Source organism: Streptomyces sp. RLA123, assembly GCF_056270165.1.
Window position 1 is genome coordinate 5,366,040 of record NZ_JBWDOR010000003.1, and the last position, 18,813, is coordinate 5,384,852.

Genomic DNA, 18,813 nt, shown 5'->3' on the forward strand with positions numbered 1-18,813 from the left:
TCTACCCGTCGCGTGACACAGCGTAAAACCCCTCGGCACCTCCGCCCCACCGACGTACCCTTGAACCCCAAGCCCAGTGGTATGTCGAAGAGCAGAAGGCGGGATGAGCAGGCCCAAGTGCCTGGCCCATGACACAGACACCGACAACGCAGCAACCGCAGGCGAGTGCCCACTTCGTCGTACCGGCCAAGCACCCCATGGTGACTGTCCTGGGGTCCGGCGACTCGCTCCTGCGCGTGATCGAGAAGGCGTTCCCGGCCGTCGACATCCATGTACGAGGCAACGAGATCAGCGCGACGGGCCAAGCGGCCGACGTCGCCCTGGTCCAGCGCCTTTTCGACGAGATGATGCTGGTGCTGCGCACCGGACAGCCGATGACGGAGGACGCCGTGGAGCGGTCGATCGCCATGCTCCGCCAGGACAGCGGAACCGACGGCCTGGAGGAGACTCCCTCCCAGGTCCTGACCCAGAACATCCTCTCCAGCCGGGGCCGCACGATCCGCCCCAAGACGCTGAACCAGAAGCGCTATGTCGACGCCATCGACAAGCACACCATCGTCTTCGGCATCGGCCCGGCGGGCACGGGCAAGACCTACCTGGCGATGGCCAAGGCCGTGCAGGCCCTGCAGTCCAAGCAGGTCAACCGGATCATCCTGACCCGTCCCGCCGTCGAGGCCGGCGAGCGGCTCGGCTTCCTGCCGGGCACGCTCTACGAGAAGATCGACCCGTACCTGCGCCCGCTGTACGACGCGCTGCACGACATGGTCGACCCCGACTCCATCCCGCGCCTCATGGCGAGCGGGACGATCGAGGTCGCCCCGCTGGCGTACATGCGCGGCCGCACGCTCAACGACGCGTTCATCATCCTCGACGAGGCGCAGAACACCAGCGCCGAGCAGATGAAGATGTTCCTCACCCGGCTGGGCTTCGACTCCAAGATCGTCATCACCGGTGACGTCACTCAGGTCGACCTCCCCGGTGGCACGAAGAGCGGGCTGCGCCAGGTCGTGGACATCCTGGACGGCGTCGACGACGTGCACTTCTCGCGCCTGACGAGCACCGATGTCGTACGCCATAAGCTGGTCGGGCGCATCGTGGACGCCTACGAGCGCTACGACGAACTCAACGGCAACCGATACGGCAACGGAAAGTAGCCACCGAAGCACTATGGCGATCGACGTCAACAACGAATCCGGCTGGGATTTCGACGAGGCGGCTGTGCTCGACATCAGCCGTTACGCCCTGCAGCACATGCGCATCCATCCGCTGTCCGAGCTCTCGGTCATCGCGATCGACGCCGACGCCATGGAGCAGCTGCACATCCAGTGGATGGACGAACCGGGCCCCACCGACGTCATGTCCTTCCCGATGGACGAACTGCGTCCCGGGAAGGACGACGAGGAGCCCCCGCAGGGCCTGCTCGGGGACATCGTGCTCTGCCCCGAGGTGGCCAAGCAGCAGGGCGAGGCGGCCACGACCAAGCACTCCATGGACGAGGAGCTCCAGCTGCTCACCGTCCACGGGGTGCTGCACCTGCTCGGCTACGACCACGACGAGGCCGACGAGAAGGCCGAGATGTTCGGTCTGCAGAAGGGCATCCTCGACGGCTGGCGCGCCGAGCGCGGCATCCAGGGCCCCTCGCCGGCCCCGACCACCACCCACTGATCACGATGGTGGTCTACGCCGTCCTGCTGGTCGTCGTCGCATGGCTCGCCGCCTGCGCCGAGGCCGGCATCGCCCGCATCTCCCGCTTCCGCGCCGAGGCGGCGATGCGGGCGGGCCGCCGGGGCGCGGACAAGCTCCTCGCGGTCGCCTCCGACCCCACGCGCTATCTCAACGTGGCCCTGCTGGTGCGCGTGGCCTGCGAGATGGCGGCGGCGGTGCTCGTCACGGTGCTGTGCGTACGGCACTTCGAGGCGACGTGGCAGGCGCTGCTCGTCGCCATCGGCGTCATGATCGTCGTCTCGTACGTGGCCGTGGGCGTCTCCCCGCGCACCATCGGCCGCCAGCACCCGCTGAACACGGCCACCGCGGCGGCATACGTCCTGCTGCCGCTGGCCAGGGTGATGGGCCCGATCCCCGCGCTGCTGATCCTCCTCGGCAACGCGTTCACCCCCGGCAAGGGCTTCCGGCAGGGCCCGTTCGCCTCCGAGGCCGAACTGCGGGCCCTGGTCGACCTCGCCGAGAGTGAGTCCCTGATCGAGGACGATGAGCGCCGCATGGTGCACTCCGTCTTCGAGCTCGGCGACACCCTGGTGCGCGAGGTGATGGTGCCGCGCACCGAACTGGTCGCCATCGAGCGCTTCAAGACGATCCGGCAGGCCATGACCCTCGCCCTGCGCAGCGGTTTCTCCCGCATCCCCGTCACGGGCGAGAGCGAGGACGACATCGTCGGCATCGTCTACCTCAAGGACCTCGCCCGGCGGGTGCACATCAACCGGGACGCCGAGACCGACCCCGTCTCCTCGGTGATGCGCCCGGCCGCGTTCGTGCCCGACACCAAGAACGCCGGCGACCTGCTGCGCGAGATGCAGCGCGAGCGCAACCACGTCGCCGTCGTCATCGACGAGTACGGCGGCACGGCCGGCATCGTCACCATCGAGGACATCCTGGAGGAGATCGTCGGTGAGATCACCGACGAGTACGACCGCGAGCTGCCGCCCGTGGTGGCACTGGGCGACGGCCGCTACCGCGTGACCGCCCGCCTCGACCTGGGCGACCTCGGAGAGCTGTACGGGGTCGACCTGGACGACGAGGACGTGGAGACTGTCGGCGGCCTGCTCGCCAAGATCCTCGGCCGGGTGCCCATCCCGGGCGCCTCCGCGGTCGTCGAACTGCCCGAGACCGCCTCGGCCCCCAACGCCCCGGCCGCGCTCCGTCTCACCGCCGAGGCCCCGTCCGGGCGCCGCAACCGCATCGGCGCGGTGCTGGTCGACCCGCTGCCCGTCCCCGTGCCGGACGCCGGCACGGGCTCGGCCCCGGACGGCGCCGTGCGCGGCTAGGCCTCCGGGAACCCGTCCCCGGTGGGCGGTTCGCGGCGGATACGCTGACCGCATGAGCGACGAGCAGCCCGTGCCGGACCCCGAGGACCGCAAGATCATCACGCTGGCCCGCTCGGCGCGGGCCCGCAACGGTGTGCCCGAGGGCGCGGCCGTGCGGGACGGGACGGGACGCACCTACGTCGCGGGCACGGTGGCACTGCCGTCGCTGTCGCTCAGTGCCCTGCGGACCGCCGTCGCCATGGCGGTCGCGAGCGGTGCCACGTCCCTGGAGGCCGCGGCGGTCGTCTCGGCCGCCGGGGCGGTGCCCGCGGAGGACCTGGCCGCCGTGCGCGACCTCGGCGGCCCGGACACCCCGGTGCTCCTCGCGGGCCCGGACGGCGCGGTGCGCGCCACCGTCCACGCGCAGTGATCCGCGGGGGCTCCGCGGCGCTTTCCGGGCGCACGCGTCGGACGGGCCCGGAGGATCAGGGACAATGGTCGCCATGAGCGTTCGTACCGAGAACACTGCCCCCGCCCACCGGGCCGGCTTCGCCTGCTTCGTGGGCCGCCCCAACGCGGGCAAGTCGACCCTGACCAACGCTCTGGTCGGGACGAAGGTGGCGATCACTTCCAACCGTCCGCAGACCACCCGGCACAGCGTGCGCGGCATCGTGCACCGGCCGGACGCGCAGCTCGTGCTGGTCGACACCCCGGGGCTGCACAAGCCCCGCACCCTGCTCGGCGAGCGGCTGAACGACGTCGTCCGCACCACCTGGGCCGAGGTCGACGTGATCGGCTTCTGCCTGCCCGCGAACGAGAAGCTGGGCCCCGGCGACCGCTACATCGCCAAGGAGCTGGGGGAGGTCCGCAAGACCCCCAAGGTCGCGATCGTCACCAAGACCGACCTGGTGGACTCCAAGCGCCTCGCCGAGCAACTCCTCGCCATCCACCAGCTCGGCGCCGAACTCGGCATCGAATGGGCCGAGATCATCCCCGTCTCCGCCGTCGGCGACACACAGGTCGGCCTCCTCGCCGACCTGCTGGTCCCGCTCCTCCCCGAGGGCCCGGCCCTCTACCCGGAGGGCGACCTCACCGACGAGCCCGAGCAGGTCATGGTCGCCGAGCTGATCCGCGAGGCCGCGCTGGAGGGCGTACGCGACGAGCTGCCGCACTCCATCGCCGTCGTGGTCGAGGAGATGCTGCCCCGCGAGGACCGCCCGGCGGACAGGCCGCTGCTCGACATCCACGCCAACATCTACATCGAGCGCCCCAGCCAGAAGGGCATCATCATCGGCCCGAAGGGCGCCCGCCTGAAGGAGGTCGGCACCACCTCCCGCCGCCACATCGAGGCCCTGCTGGGCACGCCGGTCTTCCTCGACCTGCACGTGAAGGTGGCCAAGGACTGGCAGCGCGACCCCAAGCAGCTGCGCAAGCTGGGGTTCTAGGGCGTGTGACCCCCGCGGGCGGGGGTCACACGCCCTCCTTCAGGACGATCCGGATCAGCTCGTGCTGGGCCTCGGTGAGGTGCGGGTCGGCGCAGTGCACCGTGCGCGCGTCGACCGTGATCTCGTAGTGGAAGCCGTCCGGGACCCCGGGCAGGGGCGCCGCCCCGCCCGCGGCGAGCACGTCGCGGGCCAGGGCGTGCAGTTGGAAGGCCTCGGGCCGGCCGCTCGTGTCCAGCGCGGCCCGGCGCTCGATCCCCGCGAAGCCGCCGGAGCGGATCACCTGTATGCGCATGGGGTGCGCCTACCCCTGAACGGGGGGCTGTGCACCTTCCGGTGCCGGCGCCTGACGCGGGAGTTCGGAGCCGCCCGCCGGTGTCCTGATGCCGACCTCGCTCCAGGCGCCGGCGACGGCCGCGTGCTCCTCGGCCTCGCCGTAGCGGGCGGCGGCCGCGGCCACCGTGGCGCGGGCGAACTCCGCGAAGTCGGCGCGCGGTGAGAGCCCGCCGCCGTTCAGCACGTCGTACCAGATCCGGCCTGCGCGCTCCCAGGCGTGGCCGCCCAGCGCGGTGGCGGCCAGGTAGAACGCCCGGTTCGGGATACCTGAGTTGATGTGGACGCCGCCGTTGTCGCGGGAGGTGTGCACGTAGCCGTCCATGTGACCGGGCTGCGGGTCCTTGCCGAGCACGTCGTCGTCGTACGCCGTGCCGGGGGCCTTCATGGAACGCAGGGCGGCGCCGGTGACGCGGGGGGCGAGCAGCCCCGCGCCGATCAGCCAGTCGGCCCGGTCGGCGGTCTGCCCCAGCGTGTACTGCTTGATCAGCGACCCGAAGACGTCGGACACCGACTCGTTGAGCGCGCCCGACTGGCCGAAGTAGTCCAGGTTGGCGGTGTACTGCGTGACGCCGTGGGTGAGTTCGTGGCCGATGACGTCGACCGGCAGCGTGAAGTCGAGGAAGAGCTCGCCGTCGCCGTCGCCGAAGACCATCTGCTCGCCGTTCCAGAAGGCGTTGTTGTAGTCGCGGCCGTAGTGGACGGTCGCGTCCAGCGGCAGGCCGGCGTCGTCGATGGAGTGCCGTCCGTACGCGGTCAGGTACAGCTCGAAGGTCGCGCCGAGCCCGTCGTACGCCCGGTTGACCGTCGCGTCGGCGAGCGGCGCGTCACCCTCGCCGCGGACCTTCACGCCCGGCAGGTCCTCACCGTGCCGGGCGTCGCCGATGGTGCGCCGCGGCTGCTCCGACGGCTCCGCCCCGGCCACCGGGAAGGTCCCGATGACGGTTGTCAGACGCCGGCGGGTGCGCTGCGCGGCATCCTGCTCCAAGGTGCGTCGGGAGGGGCCGGCCAGCGCGCCGTCCTCGTTGCGGGCGATCCGGTCCAGGACGTGCGGCGGCACGATTGTGCAGAAAACGGGTGTGTGCTCCATGGACGGCAATGTGGCACGCCGCGTCTCCCGTGTCACCAGCTGTGACGGCGATTGCCGTAAAGAGAGGAGAATTACGTTTTTCATGTCATCGCGGGCGGTCTTGCATACTGAGAAGAACGCCGCAGCGGCTGCGGGGCGACCCGGGGCTCGGTTAGGGTCGGACGCATCATGCACTTCGGGATGCTTCTCCTTAGCTGCCGCGGCGAGGGCCTGTAGTCCAGGTCGACTCCCTCCCCGCGGAGTGTGGCGTTGTCGGAGAACCAGCGCCGGTCGGCCGCTTCTGAAGCCGGAACCGAGGAGCACCCCCGCACATGTCCATCCCGAACGCCGTCGGCCGTCCCACGCCGATCACCGCCGCGACCGTGCGCCAGCGCCCCACGTCGATGCCGGTGCACAAGTACCGGCCGTACGAGGCCGTGGAGATCCCGGACCGCACCTGGCCGGGCAACCGGATCACCAAGGCGCCGCGCTGGCTGTCGACCGACCTGCGCGACGGCAACCAGGCACTGATCGACCCGATGTCGCCGGCGCGCAAGCGCGCGATGTTCGACCTGCTGGTCTCGATGGGGTACAAGGAGATCGAGGTCGGCTTCCCCGCCTCCGGCGAGACCGACTTCGCCTTTGTGCGCTCCATCATCGAAGAGGGCGCGATCCCCGAGGACGTCACGATCTCGGTGCTGACGCAGGCCCGCGAGGAGCTCATCGAGCGCACCGTGGAGTCCCTGCGCGGCGCGGCCCGCGCCACCGTCCACCTGTACAACGCGACCGCCCCGACCTTCCGCCGGGTGGTCTTCCGCGGCTCCAAGGAGCAGATCCGGCAGATCGCCGTGGACGGCACGCGGCTGGTCATGGAGTACGCGGACAAGATCCTGGGCGACGAGACCGTCTTCGGCTACCAGTACAGCCCGGAGATCTTCACCGACACCGAGCTGGACTTCGCCCTGGAGGTCTGCGAGTCGGTCATGGACGTCTGGCAGCCCGAGGAGGGCCGCGAGATCATCCTGAACCTGCCGGCGACCGTGGAGCGCTCCACCCCCTCCACCCACGCCGACCGCTTCGAGTGGATGTCGCGCAACCTGTCGCGCCGCCCGTACGTGTGCCTGTCGGTACACCCGCACAACGACCGCGGCACGGCCGTCGCCGCCGCCGAACTGGCGCTGATGGCGGGCGCGGACCGCATCGAGGGCTGCCTGTTCGGCCAGGGCGAGCGCACCGGCAACGTGGACCTGGTCACCTTGGGGATGAATCTGTTCAGCCAGGGCGTGGACCCGCAGATCGACTTCTCGCAGATCGACGAGATCCGCCGCACCGCCGAGTACTGCAACCAGATGGAGGTCCACCCGCGCCACCCGTACGTGGGCGACCTGGTCTACACGTCCTTCTCCGGCTCCCACCAGGACGCCATCAAGAAGGGCTTCGACGCCATGGAGGCCGACGCGGCCGCCCAGGGCCCGGGTGTGACGGTCGACGACCTCGAGTGGGCGGTGCCGTACCTGCCGATCGACCCCAAGGACGTCGGCCGCTCCTACGAGGCCGTGATCCGCGTGAACTCGCAGTCCGGCAAGGGCGGCGTCGCGTACGTTCTGAAGAACGACCACAAGCTGGACCTGCCGCGCCGGATGCAGATCGACTTCTCGAAGATCATCCAGGCCAAGACCGACGCCGAGGGCGGCGAGGTCACCCCGAAGGAGATCTGGGGGATCTTCGAGGACGAGTACCTGCCCACCCCGGACAACGCCTGGGGCCGCATCACGCTGCGCTCCGCCCAGACCTCGACCAGCAGCGACGGGGCCGACACCCTCACCGTCGAGGCGGCCGTGGACGGCGTGGAGACGGTTCTGACCGGGACCGGCAACGGCCCGATCTCGGCGTTCTTCGACGCGCTGGCCGCCGTGGGCGTCGACGCCCGCCTGCTGGACTACACCGAGCACACCATGAGCGAGGGCGCCAGCGCCCAGGCCGCCTCCTACATCGAGTGCGCGATCGACGGAAAGGTCCTGTGGGGCATCGGCATCGACGCCAACACCACCCGCGCCTCGCTGAAGGCGGTCGTCTCCGCCGTCAACCGCGCGACCCGCTGAATCACCGCGGACGGTGAACCGGCCACGGCACCCGCCCGGGTGCCGTGGCCGATTCTTTTAATCGGCCCTCTCGTGGTACTGACTCCACGTTGCTCATGTGGCTAACATCACGTCATTACGGCGCCGTTGCCGGAGCGTTACCCACGCCTACGGCCCGTAACGGGACGAACCGGGAATTATCCGGATGAGCGGCCGGAGGGTGCGAAGTGCTCCACATCAAGGGCTGGTGCATCTTGGGCGTGCGGACGGTCTGGCACACCGAGGGTGACGGGGAGTTCTTCTGCGCGGGCTGCGGCGGCGACCGCGGCTACCGGCGGCGCACCGGCACCAGGCGGCTGACCGTCCTCGGCCTGCCGCTGCTGCCGCGCGGCTCGGCCGGCACCGTCGTGGAGTGCGTCGTGTGCCATGTCCGCTACGGCCCCGAGGCCCTGGAGCAGCCGACGACCACCGTCTTCTCCGCCATGCTCCGCGACGCCGTCCACACCGTCGCCCTCGCCGTCCTCACCGCCGGCGGCTCCACCGGACGGGCCGCCCGCGAGACGGCCGTGGAGGCGGTCCGCACGGCCGGCTTCACCGACTGCACTGAGGACCAGCTGCTCGGCCTGCTCGCCGCCATCGTCGCCGACGAGGGTCGCTTCCCCGGTGCCGCCGGCTCCTTCTCGACGGAGGGCCTCGCCGACTCCCTCGACGGCTGCGGCAGTTGGCTCTCCATCGAGCTGCACGAGGCCCTGGAACCGCTCTCCCGCCACCTCGCCCCCCACGGGCGCGAACGCGTCCTCCTCCAGGGCGCCCGCATCGCCCTGGCCGACGGTCCGTACCTGCCCGCGGAGCGCGAGGTGCTGGGCGCCGTCGGCCGCTGTCTCGGCCTGGTCGGCGAGGACACGGCCCGGGTCCTGGAGGCCGCGGCCCGCACGCCCTCCTGAGGCGTACTCCCCAGGGAGTAACCGGGCCCGCCCCGCACCCGGGGCAGTAACGCGCGGCTCGCTCTTGGGCCCGACGCAAGAGCGCCCCCGTGCCGGAAGTCTGGAAGGGACCAGACCACCGGCCCGGAGGGAGGCCCGAGATGGGGGCCCCGACCACTGAGACCACACCGGCCGCCGTGCCGCCGCCCACGCGAGGACGGGAGAGGAGCCGGGGCGCCCGCGCGATCCCCTGGGCGGTGCTCGCGCTGTGGATCGCCGTGCTGGCGCTGGCCGGCCCCCTGGCCGGCAAGCTCGCCGACGCCCAGCAGAACCGGGCGGTGGACTACCTCCCGGTGAGCGCCGACTCCACGCAGGTCGCCCGGCTCCAGGAAGGGCTGCCCGGCGGCGAGGCCACCGAACTCGTGGTCGTCTACCACCGCGACGGCGGGCTGACCGCCGCCGACCGCGAGAAGGCCGCCGCCCAGATCGCCGGTGTCGCGCGGGCGCACCGGCTCACCGGCGGCACGCCGCACGCCGTCCTGTCGCACGGCGACACGCTGATGTACCCCGTGGCCAGCACCGGTCCGGGCCAGGACGACGAGGCCAGGAACGCCTTCGTCACCGACATCCGCGACCGGGCCGAGGGCGGCGGCGGGCTGACCGCCCAAGTGGGCGGCCCCGGCGCGCTCAACACCGACATGAAGGAGGTCTACTCCTCCCTCGACGGGCCGTTGCTCTACACCACCGTCGCCGTGGTCGCCGTGCTGCTGATCCTCATCTACCGCAGCCCCCTGCTGTGGCTGCTGCCGCTGGTCGTCGCGGGCGTCGCCGACGCCGCCGCGATGGCCGGGGTCTACGGACTCCACCAGGCATTCGGCATCACCGTCACCGGCCAGAGCCAGGGCGTGATGACCATCCTCGTCTTCGGCGCCGGCACCGACTACGCCCTGCTGCTCGTCTCCCGCTACCGCGAGGAACTCCGCCGGATCCAGCGCCCGTACGAGGCCATGCGCGCCGCGCTGCGCGGCTGCGGCCCCGCGGTCCTGGCCTCCTCCGGCACCGTCGCCGCGGGGCTGCTCTGCCTGCTCGCCGCGGACCTCAACAGCAGCCGGGGCATGGGCCCGATCGCCGCGGTCGGGGTGCTGTGCGCGCTCGTGGCGATGACGACCCTGCTGCCCGCGCTGCTGGTGCTGATGGGGCGGCGGGTGTTCTGGCCGCTGGTGCCCGCGTACGGCAGCGAAATGCCGCGCCCACGCGGTCTGTTCGCGGCGATGGGCAGCTCGGCGGCACGCCGTCCGCTTGCCGTGCTCGCGGGCGGCGCGGTGCTGCTCGGGGCGCTCGCGCTCGGCGCCCTCGGCCTGCCCGGCAGCCTGCGGAACGACGACACCTTCACCAGCGCGCCGGAGTCGGTCGCCGCCATGCGGACCCTCGCCGAGGCCGATCCCGGCCGCTCCGCCCAGCCGATCACCGTCATGGCGCCCACCGGCCGGGCCGCCGAGGTGCTGGCCGCGGTCCGGGGCGCCGAAGGCGTCGCGTCCGCCGAGCGCGGGCGCAGCGGCGGCGGCTGGACGGAGGTGTCGGTGACCGCGCAGGCGCCGCCGGAGTCGCCCGGTGAGACCGCGACCATCCACGCCCTGCGGGCGGAACTGGACGGAGCGTACGGCGCCCACGTCGGCGGGCCCAGTGCCCAGCAGGCCGACCTGGCCGGCACCAGCGCCCGCGACCGGTGGGTCGTCGTGCCGCTCGTCCTGGCAGCCGTGCTGCTGATCCTCGTCGCACTGCTGCGCAGCCTGGTCGCGCCGCTGCTGCTCGTGGTGGCCGTCATCGCCGTGTGGGGCGCCTCGCTGGGCATCGGCGGGCTGGTCTTCGGGCCGCTGTTCGGCTTCGCGGGCACGGACCCGGGTCTGCCGCTGCTGTCGTTCGTCTTCCTCGTCGCCCTCGGGGTCGACTACGGCATCTTCCTGATGCACCGGATGCGCGAGGAGTCGCTGGCGGGGGCCGCGCCGGCCGCCGCGGCCGTCACCGCGCTGCGCACCACGGGCGGGGTGATCGCCTCGGCCGGGCTGGTGCTGGCGGCCACGTTCTCGGTGCTGATCAACATGCCGCTGGTGTCGCTGGTCGAGCTGGGCTTCGTCATCGCCGTGGGCGTCCTGCTGGACACCTTCCTCGTCCGCACCTACCTGGTCACCTCCGCGAGCGTGGCGCTGCGCGAGCGGGTCTGGTGGCCGGGCCGGCTCAGCCGACCGCGTACGGCCCCGTGAACCGGCCCGTGAACCGGTCTGTCCCCTCGCCGACCCCGTAACGGAAGATGGAGCCGTGCCGAAGCCGCCGCCCCTCCCGCCCGCCGTCCGCGCGCACAAGGATGCCGTCCTCGCTGTGGGCCTGCTCGTGTTCCAGTGCGCCATGGGCGCCCTTCTGCCGCCCGGGCAGGGGCACCGCCCGGACGCGGTGGGCTGGGCGCTGCTGGTGGTCACCGCGCTCGTGCCGGCGGCTCGGCGGCGGTGGCCGATGACCGTGATGCTCGTCATGGTCGCGGCCGTCGCCCCCTACCACGCCATGAACAACCTGCACCTGGCCGTGGTCCCGGCGAGCATGGTGGCGGTCTACTCGCTGGCGGTCGCCGGGCCGCCGCCGCGGACGTACCTCACCGTGGCGGCGGTCGTCGCGATCATGGTCGGGGTGATGTCGGCGACCCCGGACCAGCACGCGGCGACCGACATGCTGCGCAGCGGCGGCTGGGTGGTGGCGGTGGCACTGACCGGAGAGGCGGTCCGCATCCAGCGCAAGTACGTGGCCGCCGTCGTCGGCCGCGCCGAACGCGCGGAGCGCACCCGCGAGGAGGAGGCGGCCCGGCGCGTCGCCGAGGAGCGGCTGCGGATCGCCCGCGACCTGCACGATCTGCTCGCCCACAGCATCACCCTCATCGGTGTGCAGACCTCGGTCGCCGCGCACGTCCTGGTCGCCGACCCCGACCGGCTGGACCGCACGGCCGTCGCCGGAGCCCTCGACAGCATCGCCGGCACCTGCCGCGACGCCCGGGCGGAACTGCGCGCCACCCTTCAGGTACTGCGCGGCGACGACGAGCGCGGCCCGCTGCCGGGCCTGGCGGCCGTGGCCGACCTGGCCCGTTCCGCCGAGGCCGCCGGCGCCCGGGTGGAGGTGGCCGTCGCGGAGGGCGCGGACGGGGTCCCCCCGGCGATCGGCGCGGCCGCCTACCGGATCGTGCAGGAGGCACTGACCAACGTTGTACGGCACGCCGGCGGCACCTCGGTGCGGGTCGGGGTGGAGCTCCGCTCCGACCCGGACCGCGGCACCGCCCTGCGGATCGCGGTCACCGACGACGGCCCCTGCCCGGGCACCGGGCCCGGGAACGACGAACCGGGCCGCCCCGACGCCCGCTGGCGCCCCTGGCGTGCCGTGGCGCCCCCCAGGACGCCCGTGGACGCCGCTCCGGCGGGTCCCGGGCCCGCCGCCGGGTACGGACTCATCGGCATGCGGGAGCGGGCCCGCAGCGTGGGCGGCACGCTCACCGCCGGGCCGCGTCCCGAGGGCGGATTCCAGGTCGCCGCCGTCCTGCCGTTCGCCGGGGGTGCCGCGTGATCCGCGTCCTGCTCGCCGACGACCAGACGCTGGTCCGCGAGGCCTTCGCGATGCTGGTCGGGTCCGCCCCCGACATGGCGGTCGTCGGCCACGCGGCCACCGGCCGGGAGGCCGTCGCCGCCGCCCGGGCCTGCCGTGCGGACGTCGTCGTCATGGACATCCGCATGCCCGACCTCGACGGCATCGAGGCGACCCGGCTCATCGCGGCCGACGACGACCTCGCGGGGGTGCGCGTACTGGTGCTCACGACCTACGACACCGACGACCACGTCGTTCCGGCGCTGCGCGCCGGCGCCAGCGGCTTCCTGGTAAAGGACACCCGCCCCGCGGAACTCCTCGACGCCATCCGCACGGTCGCCGCGGGCGAGGCGCTGCTGTCGCCCGGGCCCACCGCCCGCCTCATCGCCCGGGTGCTGCGCCTGCCGGACAGTCCGGGGCCCGGCGGCCCGGCTCCGGGGCGGACGGCCGCGCTGTCCGGACGCGAACGCCAGGTGCTCACCCTCGTGGCACGCGGTCTGAACAACACCGAGGTCGCCGAGGCGCTGGGCCTCAGCCCGCTCACGGCCAAGACCCACGTCAGCCGGATCATGGGCAAGCTGGGCGCCCGCGACCGCGCGCAGCTGGTGATCGCCGCCTACGAGTCGGGGCTGGTCAGTCCCGGCGGCCCGGCGGGCGTCGGCGGCTGATCGTCCGGGCCCGTGGTGCCGCGGTGGGTGACGGCCTCCCTCAGTGCGCGGCCACGACCAGCGCCAGCGCGACGAGGGCCGGGACGGTCTGCACGAGGAGGATGCGGCGGCTCGCGGTCGCCGCGCCGTACACGCCGGCCACCGCCACGCAGATCAGGAAGAACAGTTTCGCCTGGAAGCCGGCCGGGTCCGGCGCCACGGCGCCCCACACCAGCCCGGCGGCCAGAAAGCCGTTGTAGAGCCCCTGGTTGGCCGCCAGGGCCTTGCTCTCCCGCGCGAACTCCTCGGTGGTGCCGAAGGAGGCGCGGGCGCGCGGCGTGGTCCACAGGAACATCTCCAGGACCAGGATGTAGACGTGCAGGGCCGCTATGAGCAGCACGGCGACGGTAGCGGTGATCGACATGGGCCATAGCGTACGTCCCGTGCCGGGAGCCCCGCGCCGTGCGGGAGAATGGGCGGCATGAGTCTGTTCCGCGACGACGGCATCGTGCTGCGCACCCAGAAGCTGGGCGAGGCGGACCGGATCATCACGCTGCTCACCCGCCGCCACGGCCGCGTGCGCGCGGTGGCCCGCGGAGTGCGGCGCACCAAGTCGAAGTTCGGGGCCCGGCTGGAGCCCTTCTCCCATGTGGACGTGCAGTTCTTCGCCCGCGGGGGAGAACTCGTCGGTCGCGGGCTGCCGCTGTGCACGCAGGGCGAGACGATCACCCCGTACGGCAGCCGGATCGTCACCGACTACGCCCGGTACACCGCGGGCACCGCGATGCTGGAGACCGCCGAGCGATTCACCGACCACGAGGGCGAACCGGCGGTGCAGCAGTACCTGCTGCTCGTCGGGGGCCTGCGCACCCTCGCGGCCGACGACCACGACCCGCGCCTGGTGCTCGACGCCTTCCTGCTGCGTTCCCTGGCGGTCAACGGCTACGCGCCCAGCTTCGGCGACTGCGCGAAGTGCGGGATGCCCGGACCGAATCGGTTCTTTTCGGTCGCGGCGGGAGGAGTCGTGTGCGGCGAGTGCCGCCCGGCCGGAAGCGTCGTACCCTCACTGGAGTCCCTGGTGCTCCTCGGGGCGCTGCTCGGCGGCGACTGGGAGACCGCGGACGCGTGCGAGCCACGCCATTGCCGTGAGGGCAGCGGGCTGGTCGCCGCCTATCTGCAGTGGCATCTGGAGCGCGGGCTGCGCTCGCTGCGTTTCATCGACAAGTAGATACACATGGAAGTGGAGAGCAGGCGCATGGCTGTACGCGGGATTCTGAGCCGCCCCCGACACGAGTACCGGGCTCCCGACCCTCACCCGTCCGGCGCCCGGCCACCCAAGATCCCGGGCGAGCTCGTCCCGCAGCACGTCGCCATCGTCATGGACGGCAACGGCCGCTGGGCCAAGGAGCGCGGCCTGCCCCGCACCGAGGGCCACAAGATCGGCGAATCCGTCGTGCTCGACGTCCTCAAGGGATGCCTGGACATCGGCGTCAAGAACCTCTCGCTGTACGCCTTCTCCACCGAGAACTGGAAGCGCTCCCCCGAGGAGGTCCGCTTCCTGATGAACTTCAACCGCGACGTCATCCACCGCCGCCGCGACGAGATGCACGAGATGGGCATCCGCATCCGCTGGTCCGGGCGCATGCCGCGGCTGTGGAAGTCCGTGGTCAAGGAGCTCCAGGTGGCGGAGGAGATGACCCGCGACAACGACGCGATGACGCTGTACATGTGCGTCAACTACGGCGGCCGCGCGGAGATCGCCGACGCCGCGGCCGCGCTCGCGCAGGACATAAAGGCGGGTCGACTCGACCCCTCCAAGGTCACCGAGAAGACCCTCGCGAAGTACATGTACCACCCGGACATGCCCGACGTGGACCTCTTCGTCCGCCCCTCCGGCGAGCAGCGCACCTCCAACTTCCTCATCTGGCAGTCCGCCTACGCCGAGATGGTCTTCCAGGACGTGCTGTGGCCCGACTTCGACCGCCGCGACCTGTGGCGCGCCTGCCTCGAGTACGCCTCCCGCGACCGCCGCTTCGGCGGCGCGATCCCCAATGAGCAGATGTCCGCAGACGGTGGGGCGGCAGCCCCGCAGGCGTAACCGATCCCGCCGGGGACCGCGCCGCACGGGGGTGCGGCGCGGTCGCGCTCTTCGCGTCCGCCCGGCTGCTGGTGGCGTTCGCCGTCGCGAGCAGGGCGGAGACGGAGTCCTTTTTGTCTGCGCGAGAACAGGCTGTGGATCGCCGTGTGCACATGCGGCATGGCCGTCGTGGCGGCCGCGGGCCTGTTCGCCGTCCTGGGCCGCGCTTCCCGGGCCACCGCCGTCATGGCCGTGTGCGGCGTGGCACCCGCGTCTGCCGGCTGTACGGTCCCGGCCCCGTCCTGCACCGCTGGTCGTACGGCACCGCTGGTCGTACGGCACGGTCGGCAGGAACGACGACGGGTCCCCCCACTGCCTCGACCGCGGAGCCGGCTGAGTTGGGGGTGAAGAAGGCGGCGCCGGTGACGGGATCCCCGCTCAGGCCTCCGCGGCCACGCCGCAGCCCGCACACTCCGCGCACGTGCCGAAGATCTCGACGGTGTGCGCGACATCGACGAAGCCGTACTCGACGGCGATGGCGTCGGCCCACTTCTCGACCGCGGGACCCTCGACCTCGACGGCCTTGCCGCAGACACGGCAGACGAGATGGTGGTGGTGACCGCTGCTGCAGCGCCGGTAGACGGACTCCCCGTCGCCGGTGCGCAGGACGTCGATCTCGCCGGCGTCGGCGAGGGACTGGAGGGTGCGGTAGACCGTGGTGAGGCCCACCGAGTCACCCCGGTGCTTCAGGAGGTCGTGCAGTTCCTGTGCGCTGCGGAACTCGTCGGCCTCGGCGAGGGCCGCGGCCACGGCGGCGCGTTGCCGCGTCGAACGGCCCCGTACGGGGGGCTTGGCGGTCGTCACCAGTGGCCTCCTTCTCGGTCGTTGTCCCGGTCGGTCATTGTGCCAGCCCTGGGCTCTCAGACTCGAACGTCGTCTTCGGCCGGGCGCGCGCCGGGTACTTCCAGGGTGCATCGTTCCGTGTCCTGAGCGGTCCTGCGAGCCCTCTTTTTCGCCAGTGGCGCGGATGCCACGGTCAGGGCGACGAAGACACCGATGGCGAGCAGCACGATCGTCGCCCCGGAGGGCACGTCGACGTAGTACGAGGTGACCGTGCCGGAGAAGGCCACGGTCACGCCGATGCCCACGGACAGGGCGAAGGTCGTCGCGAAACTGCGGGTGATCGCTTGCGAGGCCGCGACCGGGATCACCATGAGCGCGCTCACCAGCAGCAGGCCGACGACCCGCATCGCCACGGTGACGGTGACCGCCGCGGTGACCGCGACCAACAGGTTGAGCAGCCGCACCGGCAGCCCGGAGACGCGGGCGAACTCCTCGTCCTGGGAGACCGCGAACAGCTGCCGCCGCAGGCCCAGGGTGACCAGCACGACGAAGCCGGCCAGCACGCATACGGCGGTGATGTCCTGCGGCGAGACGGTGGTGATCGAACCGAAGAGATACGTGGTCAGGTTGGCGTTGGAGCCGTTGGGCGCGAGCGAGGTGAACATGACGCCTGCCGCCATGCCGCCGTAGAAGAGCATGGCCAGCGCGATGTCGCCGCGTGTACGGCCGTACCAGCGGATGAGCTCCATCACGATCGCGCCGGCGATCGACACGGCCGTCGCCATCCACACCGGGCTGGTGTTCAGCAGGAAGCCCAGGCCCACGCCGGTCAGCGCCACATGGCCGATGCCGTCGCCCATCAGCGCCTGGCGGCGCTGGACGAGGAAGATGCCGATGGCGGGGGCGGTGATGCCGACCAGGACGGCCGCGATCAGGGCCCGCTGCATGAAGGCGAAGGAGAACAGCTCCATCAGAACAGCCCCGTCCGGATCGGTTCGGCCGCACGGTCGGCGTGCGGGTGGACATGGTCGTGGCCGGGCAGCGCGTGCTGGCCGCGCGCCTGCGGTGGCGGCCCGTCGTGGACGACGCAGCCGTCGCGCAGCACGACCGCGCGGTCGATGAGCGGCTCCAGCGGGCCGAGTTCGTGCAGCACGACCAGCACCGTGGTGCCGAGGCCGACCTGTTCGCGCAGGGTGCCCGCGAGCACCTCCTGGCTGGCGAGGTCGACACCGGCCATCGGCTCGTCCATGATCAGCACTTCGGGTTCCACGGACAGCGCGCGGGCGATCAGCACGCGCTGGTGCTGGCCGCCGGACAGGGCGTTCACCGAGTCACCGGCCCGGTCGGCCAGGCCGACCAGCTCCAGGGCGCGGTCCACGGCGGCCCGGTCGGCCTTGCGGGAGAACCCCATCCGGGTACGGGCCAGCCGCCCCGCGGTGACGACCTCGCGCACGGTCGCGGGGACCCCGGAGGCGGCCGTGGTGCGCTGCGGCACGTAGCCGATCCGCGCCCACTCCCGGAAGCGGCGGTGCGGGATGCCGAAGAGTTCCAGCTCGCCGCCGGTGAGCGGCACCTGGCCGACCACGGCGCGCACCGCGGTCGACTTCCCGGAGCCGTTGGCGCCGAGCAGCGCGACGACCTCGCCCCGCCGCACGGTCAGGTCGATGCCGCGCAGTACCGGGCGCGAGCCGAGCGAGGCGGTCGCGCCCCGCAGTGAGACGACTGTGTCCATTCCAGCCTCCGTCATCGCGGTCACTCGGCGCCCAGCGCCGTCTGCAGGGCCTTGAGATTGGCGCGCTGGACCCCGAAGTAGTCGGAGCCCCGCGAGCGGTCGGTGATCCCCTCGATCGGGTCGAGTACGTCGGTCCGCACGTCCAGGTCACCTGCCAGGGTCTTCGCGGTCCGGTCGCTGACGAGCGTCTCGAAGAACACCGTGCTCACGTGCTTGTCCTTGGCGAGGTTCTGGAGCGCCCGCATCCGGGCGGCGCTCGGTTCCGCCTCCGGGTCGATGCCGTTGACGGCCTCCTCCACCAGGCCGTAGCGCTCGGCGAGGTAGCCGAAGGCGGCGTGGGTGGTGAGGAAGGTGTCCGAGGCGCGGTTGCGCAGTCCGTCGGCGAACGCGGTGTTCAGCGCGTCCAGCTTCTTCACGAGCGCGTCGGTGTTCTTGGCGTAGAGCGCCGCGTGGTCCGGGTCGGCCGCGGCCAGCGTGCGGCCGACGCCCTCGGCGACCTGCGCGTACTTCAGCGGGTCGAGCCAGATGTGGGGGTCGGCTCCGGCGTCCTCGTCGGGGTGCGGACCGTCCTCGTCGGGGCCGGAGTCGCTGTGGTTGTCGCCGGTGGTGCGGTGGTGGCCGTCGACCTCCGTGCCGTGGTCCTCCAGCGCGGTGAGCGAGGCGGCGTCCACGACGCGCCGCACCCCGGACTGGGCTATGGCCTCGTCCACCGCGGGCTGCAGGCCCTTGAGGTAGACGACCACCCCCGACTGGCCGAGTCTGCCGATCTGCCGGGGGGTGAGTTCCAGGTCGTGCGGCTCGGTGCCGGGCTTGGTGAGGCCGGTGACGCTGACGTGGCTGCCGCCGATCCGCTCCGCCAGGAACTGCATCGGGTAGAAGGACGCGGTCACCTTGAGCCGGCCGTCCGCGGTCCGGGTGTCGCCCGCCGCGGTGGTGCACGCGGAGAGGGCGACCAGCCCGGCGACGGCTGCCATCGGGAGCAGCGCACGACCTATGTTCATGACTCCCATTTTCAACAAAAATGGAAACGATTGTCAATTGGGCACAGTGTGGTCACGATCGTGCCC

At 72.0% G+C, this 18,813-nt stretch carries 19 protein-coding genes; 12 read left to right on the forward strand and 7 right to left on the reverse strand.

Annotated features, from left to right (window positions below; genetic code table 11):
* The first annotated feature begins 128 nt into the window (after nucleotides 1-128).
* The 5 genes from RV983_RS24425 (at nucleotide 129) to era (ending at nucleotide 4,426) form a co-directional block, all read left to right on the forward strand.
* Nucleotides 129-1,154 (forward strand): PhoH family protein, encoded by a 1,026-nt coding sequence (locus RV983_RS24425; RefSeq protein WP_475987866.1) that lies wholly within the window; start codon nucleotides 129-131, stop codon nucleotides 1,152-1,154.
* Nucleotides 1,155-1,167: 13 nt separating this feature from the next.
* Nucleotides 1,168-1,665: an rRNA maturation RNase YbeY gene (gene ybeY / locus RV983_RS24430; RefSeq protein WP_475987867.1), complete on the forward strand. Its 498-nt coding sequence runs from the start codon at nucleotides 1,168-1,170 to the stop codon at nucleotides 1,663-1,665.
* A 5-nt stretch (nucleotides 1,666-1,670) separates the two neighbouring features.
* The gene (locus RV983_RS24435) at nucleotides 1,671-3,002 is read left to right on the forward strand and encodes a hemolysin family protein (RefSeq protein WP_475987868.1); all 1,332 of its coding nucleotides are present in this window, start codon (nucleotides 1,671-1,673) and stop codon (nucleotides 3,000-3,002) included.
* Between the two features lie 52 nt (nucleotides 3,003-3,054).
* Entirely contained in the window at nucleotides 3,055-3,411 is a 357-nt protein-coding gene (locus tag RV983_RS24440) for a cytidine deaminase (RefSeq protein WP_475987869.1), read from the forward strand.
* A gap of 64 nt (nucleotides 3,412-3,475) precedes the next feature.
* On the forward strand, nucleotides 3,476-4,426 hold the full coding sequence (gene era / locus RV983_RS24445; protein ID WP_475987870.1) for a GTPase Era: 951 nt from the start codon (nucleotides 3,476-3,478) through the stop codon (nucleotides 4,424-4,426).
* Between the two features lie 25 nt (nucleotides 4,427-4,451).
* Here the strand turns inward: era and RV983_RS24450 are convergent, their stop codons facing one another.
* Together RV983_RS24450 and RV983_RS24455 are read right to left on the reverse strand one after the other, a co-directional pair.
* A complete protein-coding gene (locus RV983_RS24450) occupies nucleotides 4,452-4,718 on the reverse strand; it encodes a protealysin inhibitor emfourin (protein ID WP_475987871.1) in 267 nt (88 codons plus the stop codon).
* A gap of 9 nt (nucleotides 4,719-4,727) precedes the next feature.
* Nucleotides 4,728-5,846, reverse strand: coding sequence for a M4 family metallopeptidase (locus tag RV983_RS24455; RefSeq protein ID WP_475987872.1), 1,119 nt, complete (start codon nucleotides 5,844-5,846; stop codon nucleotides 4,728-4,730).
* 311 nt (nucleotides 5,847-6,157) lie between these two features.
* Here RV983_RS24455 and leuA point away from each other — a divergent pair, with 311 nt between their 5' ends.
* From leuA to RV983_RS24480, 5 genes are all read left to right on the forward strand, one after another.
* Entirely contained in the window at nucleotides 6,158-7,927 is a 1,770-nt protein-coding gene (gene leuA / locus RV983_RS24460) for a 2-isopropylmalate synthase (protein ID WP_475987873.1), read from the forward strand.
* Nucleotides 7,928-8,133: 206 nt separating this feature from the next.
* Nucleotides 8,134-8,850, forward strand: a complete 717-nt coding sequence (locus tag RV983_RS24465) for a TerB family tellurite resistance protein (RefSeq protein ID WP_475987874.1) — start codon at nucleotides 8,134-8,136, stop codon at nucleotides 8,848-8,850.
* 140 nt (nucleotides 8,851-8,990) lie between these two features.
* Nucleotides 8,991-11,090: an MMPL family transporter gene (locus RV983_RS24470; RefSeq protein WP_475987875.1), complete on the forward strand. Its 2,100-nt coding sequence runs from the start codon at nucleotides 8,991-8,993 to the stop codon at nucleotides 11,088-11,090.
* A gap of 55 nt (nucleotides 11,091-11,145) precedes the next feature.
* Nucleotides 11,146-12,429 (forward strand): sensor histidine kinase, encoded by a 1,284-nt coding sequence (locus RV983_RS24475; RefSeq protein WP_475987876.1) that lies wholly within the window; start codon nucleotides 11,146-11,148, stop codon nucleotides 12,427-12,429.
* Nucleotides 12,426-13,115, forward strand: coding sequence for a response regulator transcription factor (locus RV983_RS24480; RefSeq protein WP_475987877.1), 690 nt, complete (start codon nucleotides 12,426-12,428; stop codon nucleotides 13,113-13,115). Before RV983_RS24475 ends, RV983_RS24480 begins: the two co-directional genes overlap by 4 nt.
* Nucleotides 13,116-13,155: 40 nt before the next feature.
* Here RV983_RS24480 and RV983_RS24485 read toward each other — a convergent pair whose 3' ends face one another.
* Nucleotides 13,156-13,518: a DUF1304 domain-containing protein gene (locus RV983_RS24485; protein ID WP_475987878.1), complete on the reverse strand. Its 363-nt coding sequence runs from the start codon at nucleotides 13,516-13,518 to the stop codon at nucleotides 13,156-13,158.
* A gap of 57 nt (nucleotides 13,519-13,575) precedes the next feature.
* On the opposite strand from RV983_RS24485, the gene recO reads away from it, so the two are divergent.
* Together recO and RV983_RS24495 are read left to right on the forward strand one after the other, a co-directional pair.
* Nucleotides 13,576-14,322: a DNA repair protein RecO gene (gene recO / locus RV983_RS24490; RefSeq protein WP_475987879.1), complete on the forward strand. Its 747-nt coding sequence runs from the start codon at nucleotides 13,576-13,578 to the stop codon at nucleotides 14,320-14,322.
* Between the two features lie 27 nt (nucleotides 14,323-14,349).
* Complete coding sequence (locus RV983_RS24495; RefSeq protein ID WP_475987880.1) at nucleotides 14,350-15,192, forward strand: isoprenyl transferase; 843 nt, start codon at nucleotides 14,350-14,352, stop codon at nucleotides 15,190-15,192.
* 417 nt (nucleotides 15,193-15,609) lie between these two features.
* Here RV983_RS24495 and RV983_RS24500 read toward each other — a convergent pair whose 3' ends face one another.
* The 4 genes from RV983_RS24500 to RV983_RS24515 are packed head-to-tail and all read right to left on the reverse strand — an operon-like array spanning nucleotide 15,610 to nucleotide 18,747.
* On the reverse strand, nucleotides 15,610-16,035 hold the full coding sequence (locus tag RV983_RS24500; RefSeq protein ID WP_475987881.1) for a Fur family transcriptional regulator: 426 nt from the start codon (nucleotides 16,033-16,035) through the stop codon (nucleotides 15,610-15,612).
* 56 nt (nucleotides 16,036-16,091) lie between these two features.
* Nucleotides 16,092-16,985 (reverse strand): metal ABC transporter permease, encoded by an 894-nt coding sequence (locus RV983_RS24505; RefSeq protein WP_475987882.1) that lies wholly within the window; start codon nucleotides 16,983-16,985, stop codon nucleotides 16,092-16,094.
* Nucleotides 16,985-17,746 carry a metal ABC transporter ATP-binding protein gene (locus RV983_RS24510; RefSeq protein ID WP_475987883.1) on the reverse strand — a complete coding sequence of 254 codons (762 nt, stop codon included), beginning with the start codon at nucleotides 17,744-17,746 and terminating at the stop codon, nucleotides 16,985-16,987. Before RV983_RS24510 ends, RV983_RS24505 begins: the two co-directional genes overlap by 1 nt.
* Before the next feature lie 20 nt (nucleotides 17,747-17,766).
* Nucleotides 17,767-18,747 (reverse strand): metal ABC transporter substrate-binding protein, encoded by a 981-nt coding sequence (locus RV983_RS24515; protein ID WP_475987884.1) that lies wholly within the window; start codon nucleotides 18,745-18,747, stop codon nucleotides 17,767-17,769.
* Nucleotides 18,748-18,813 lie beyond the last annotated feature (66 nt).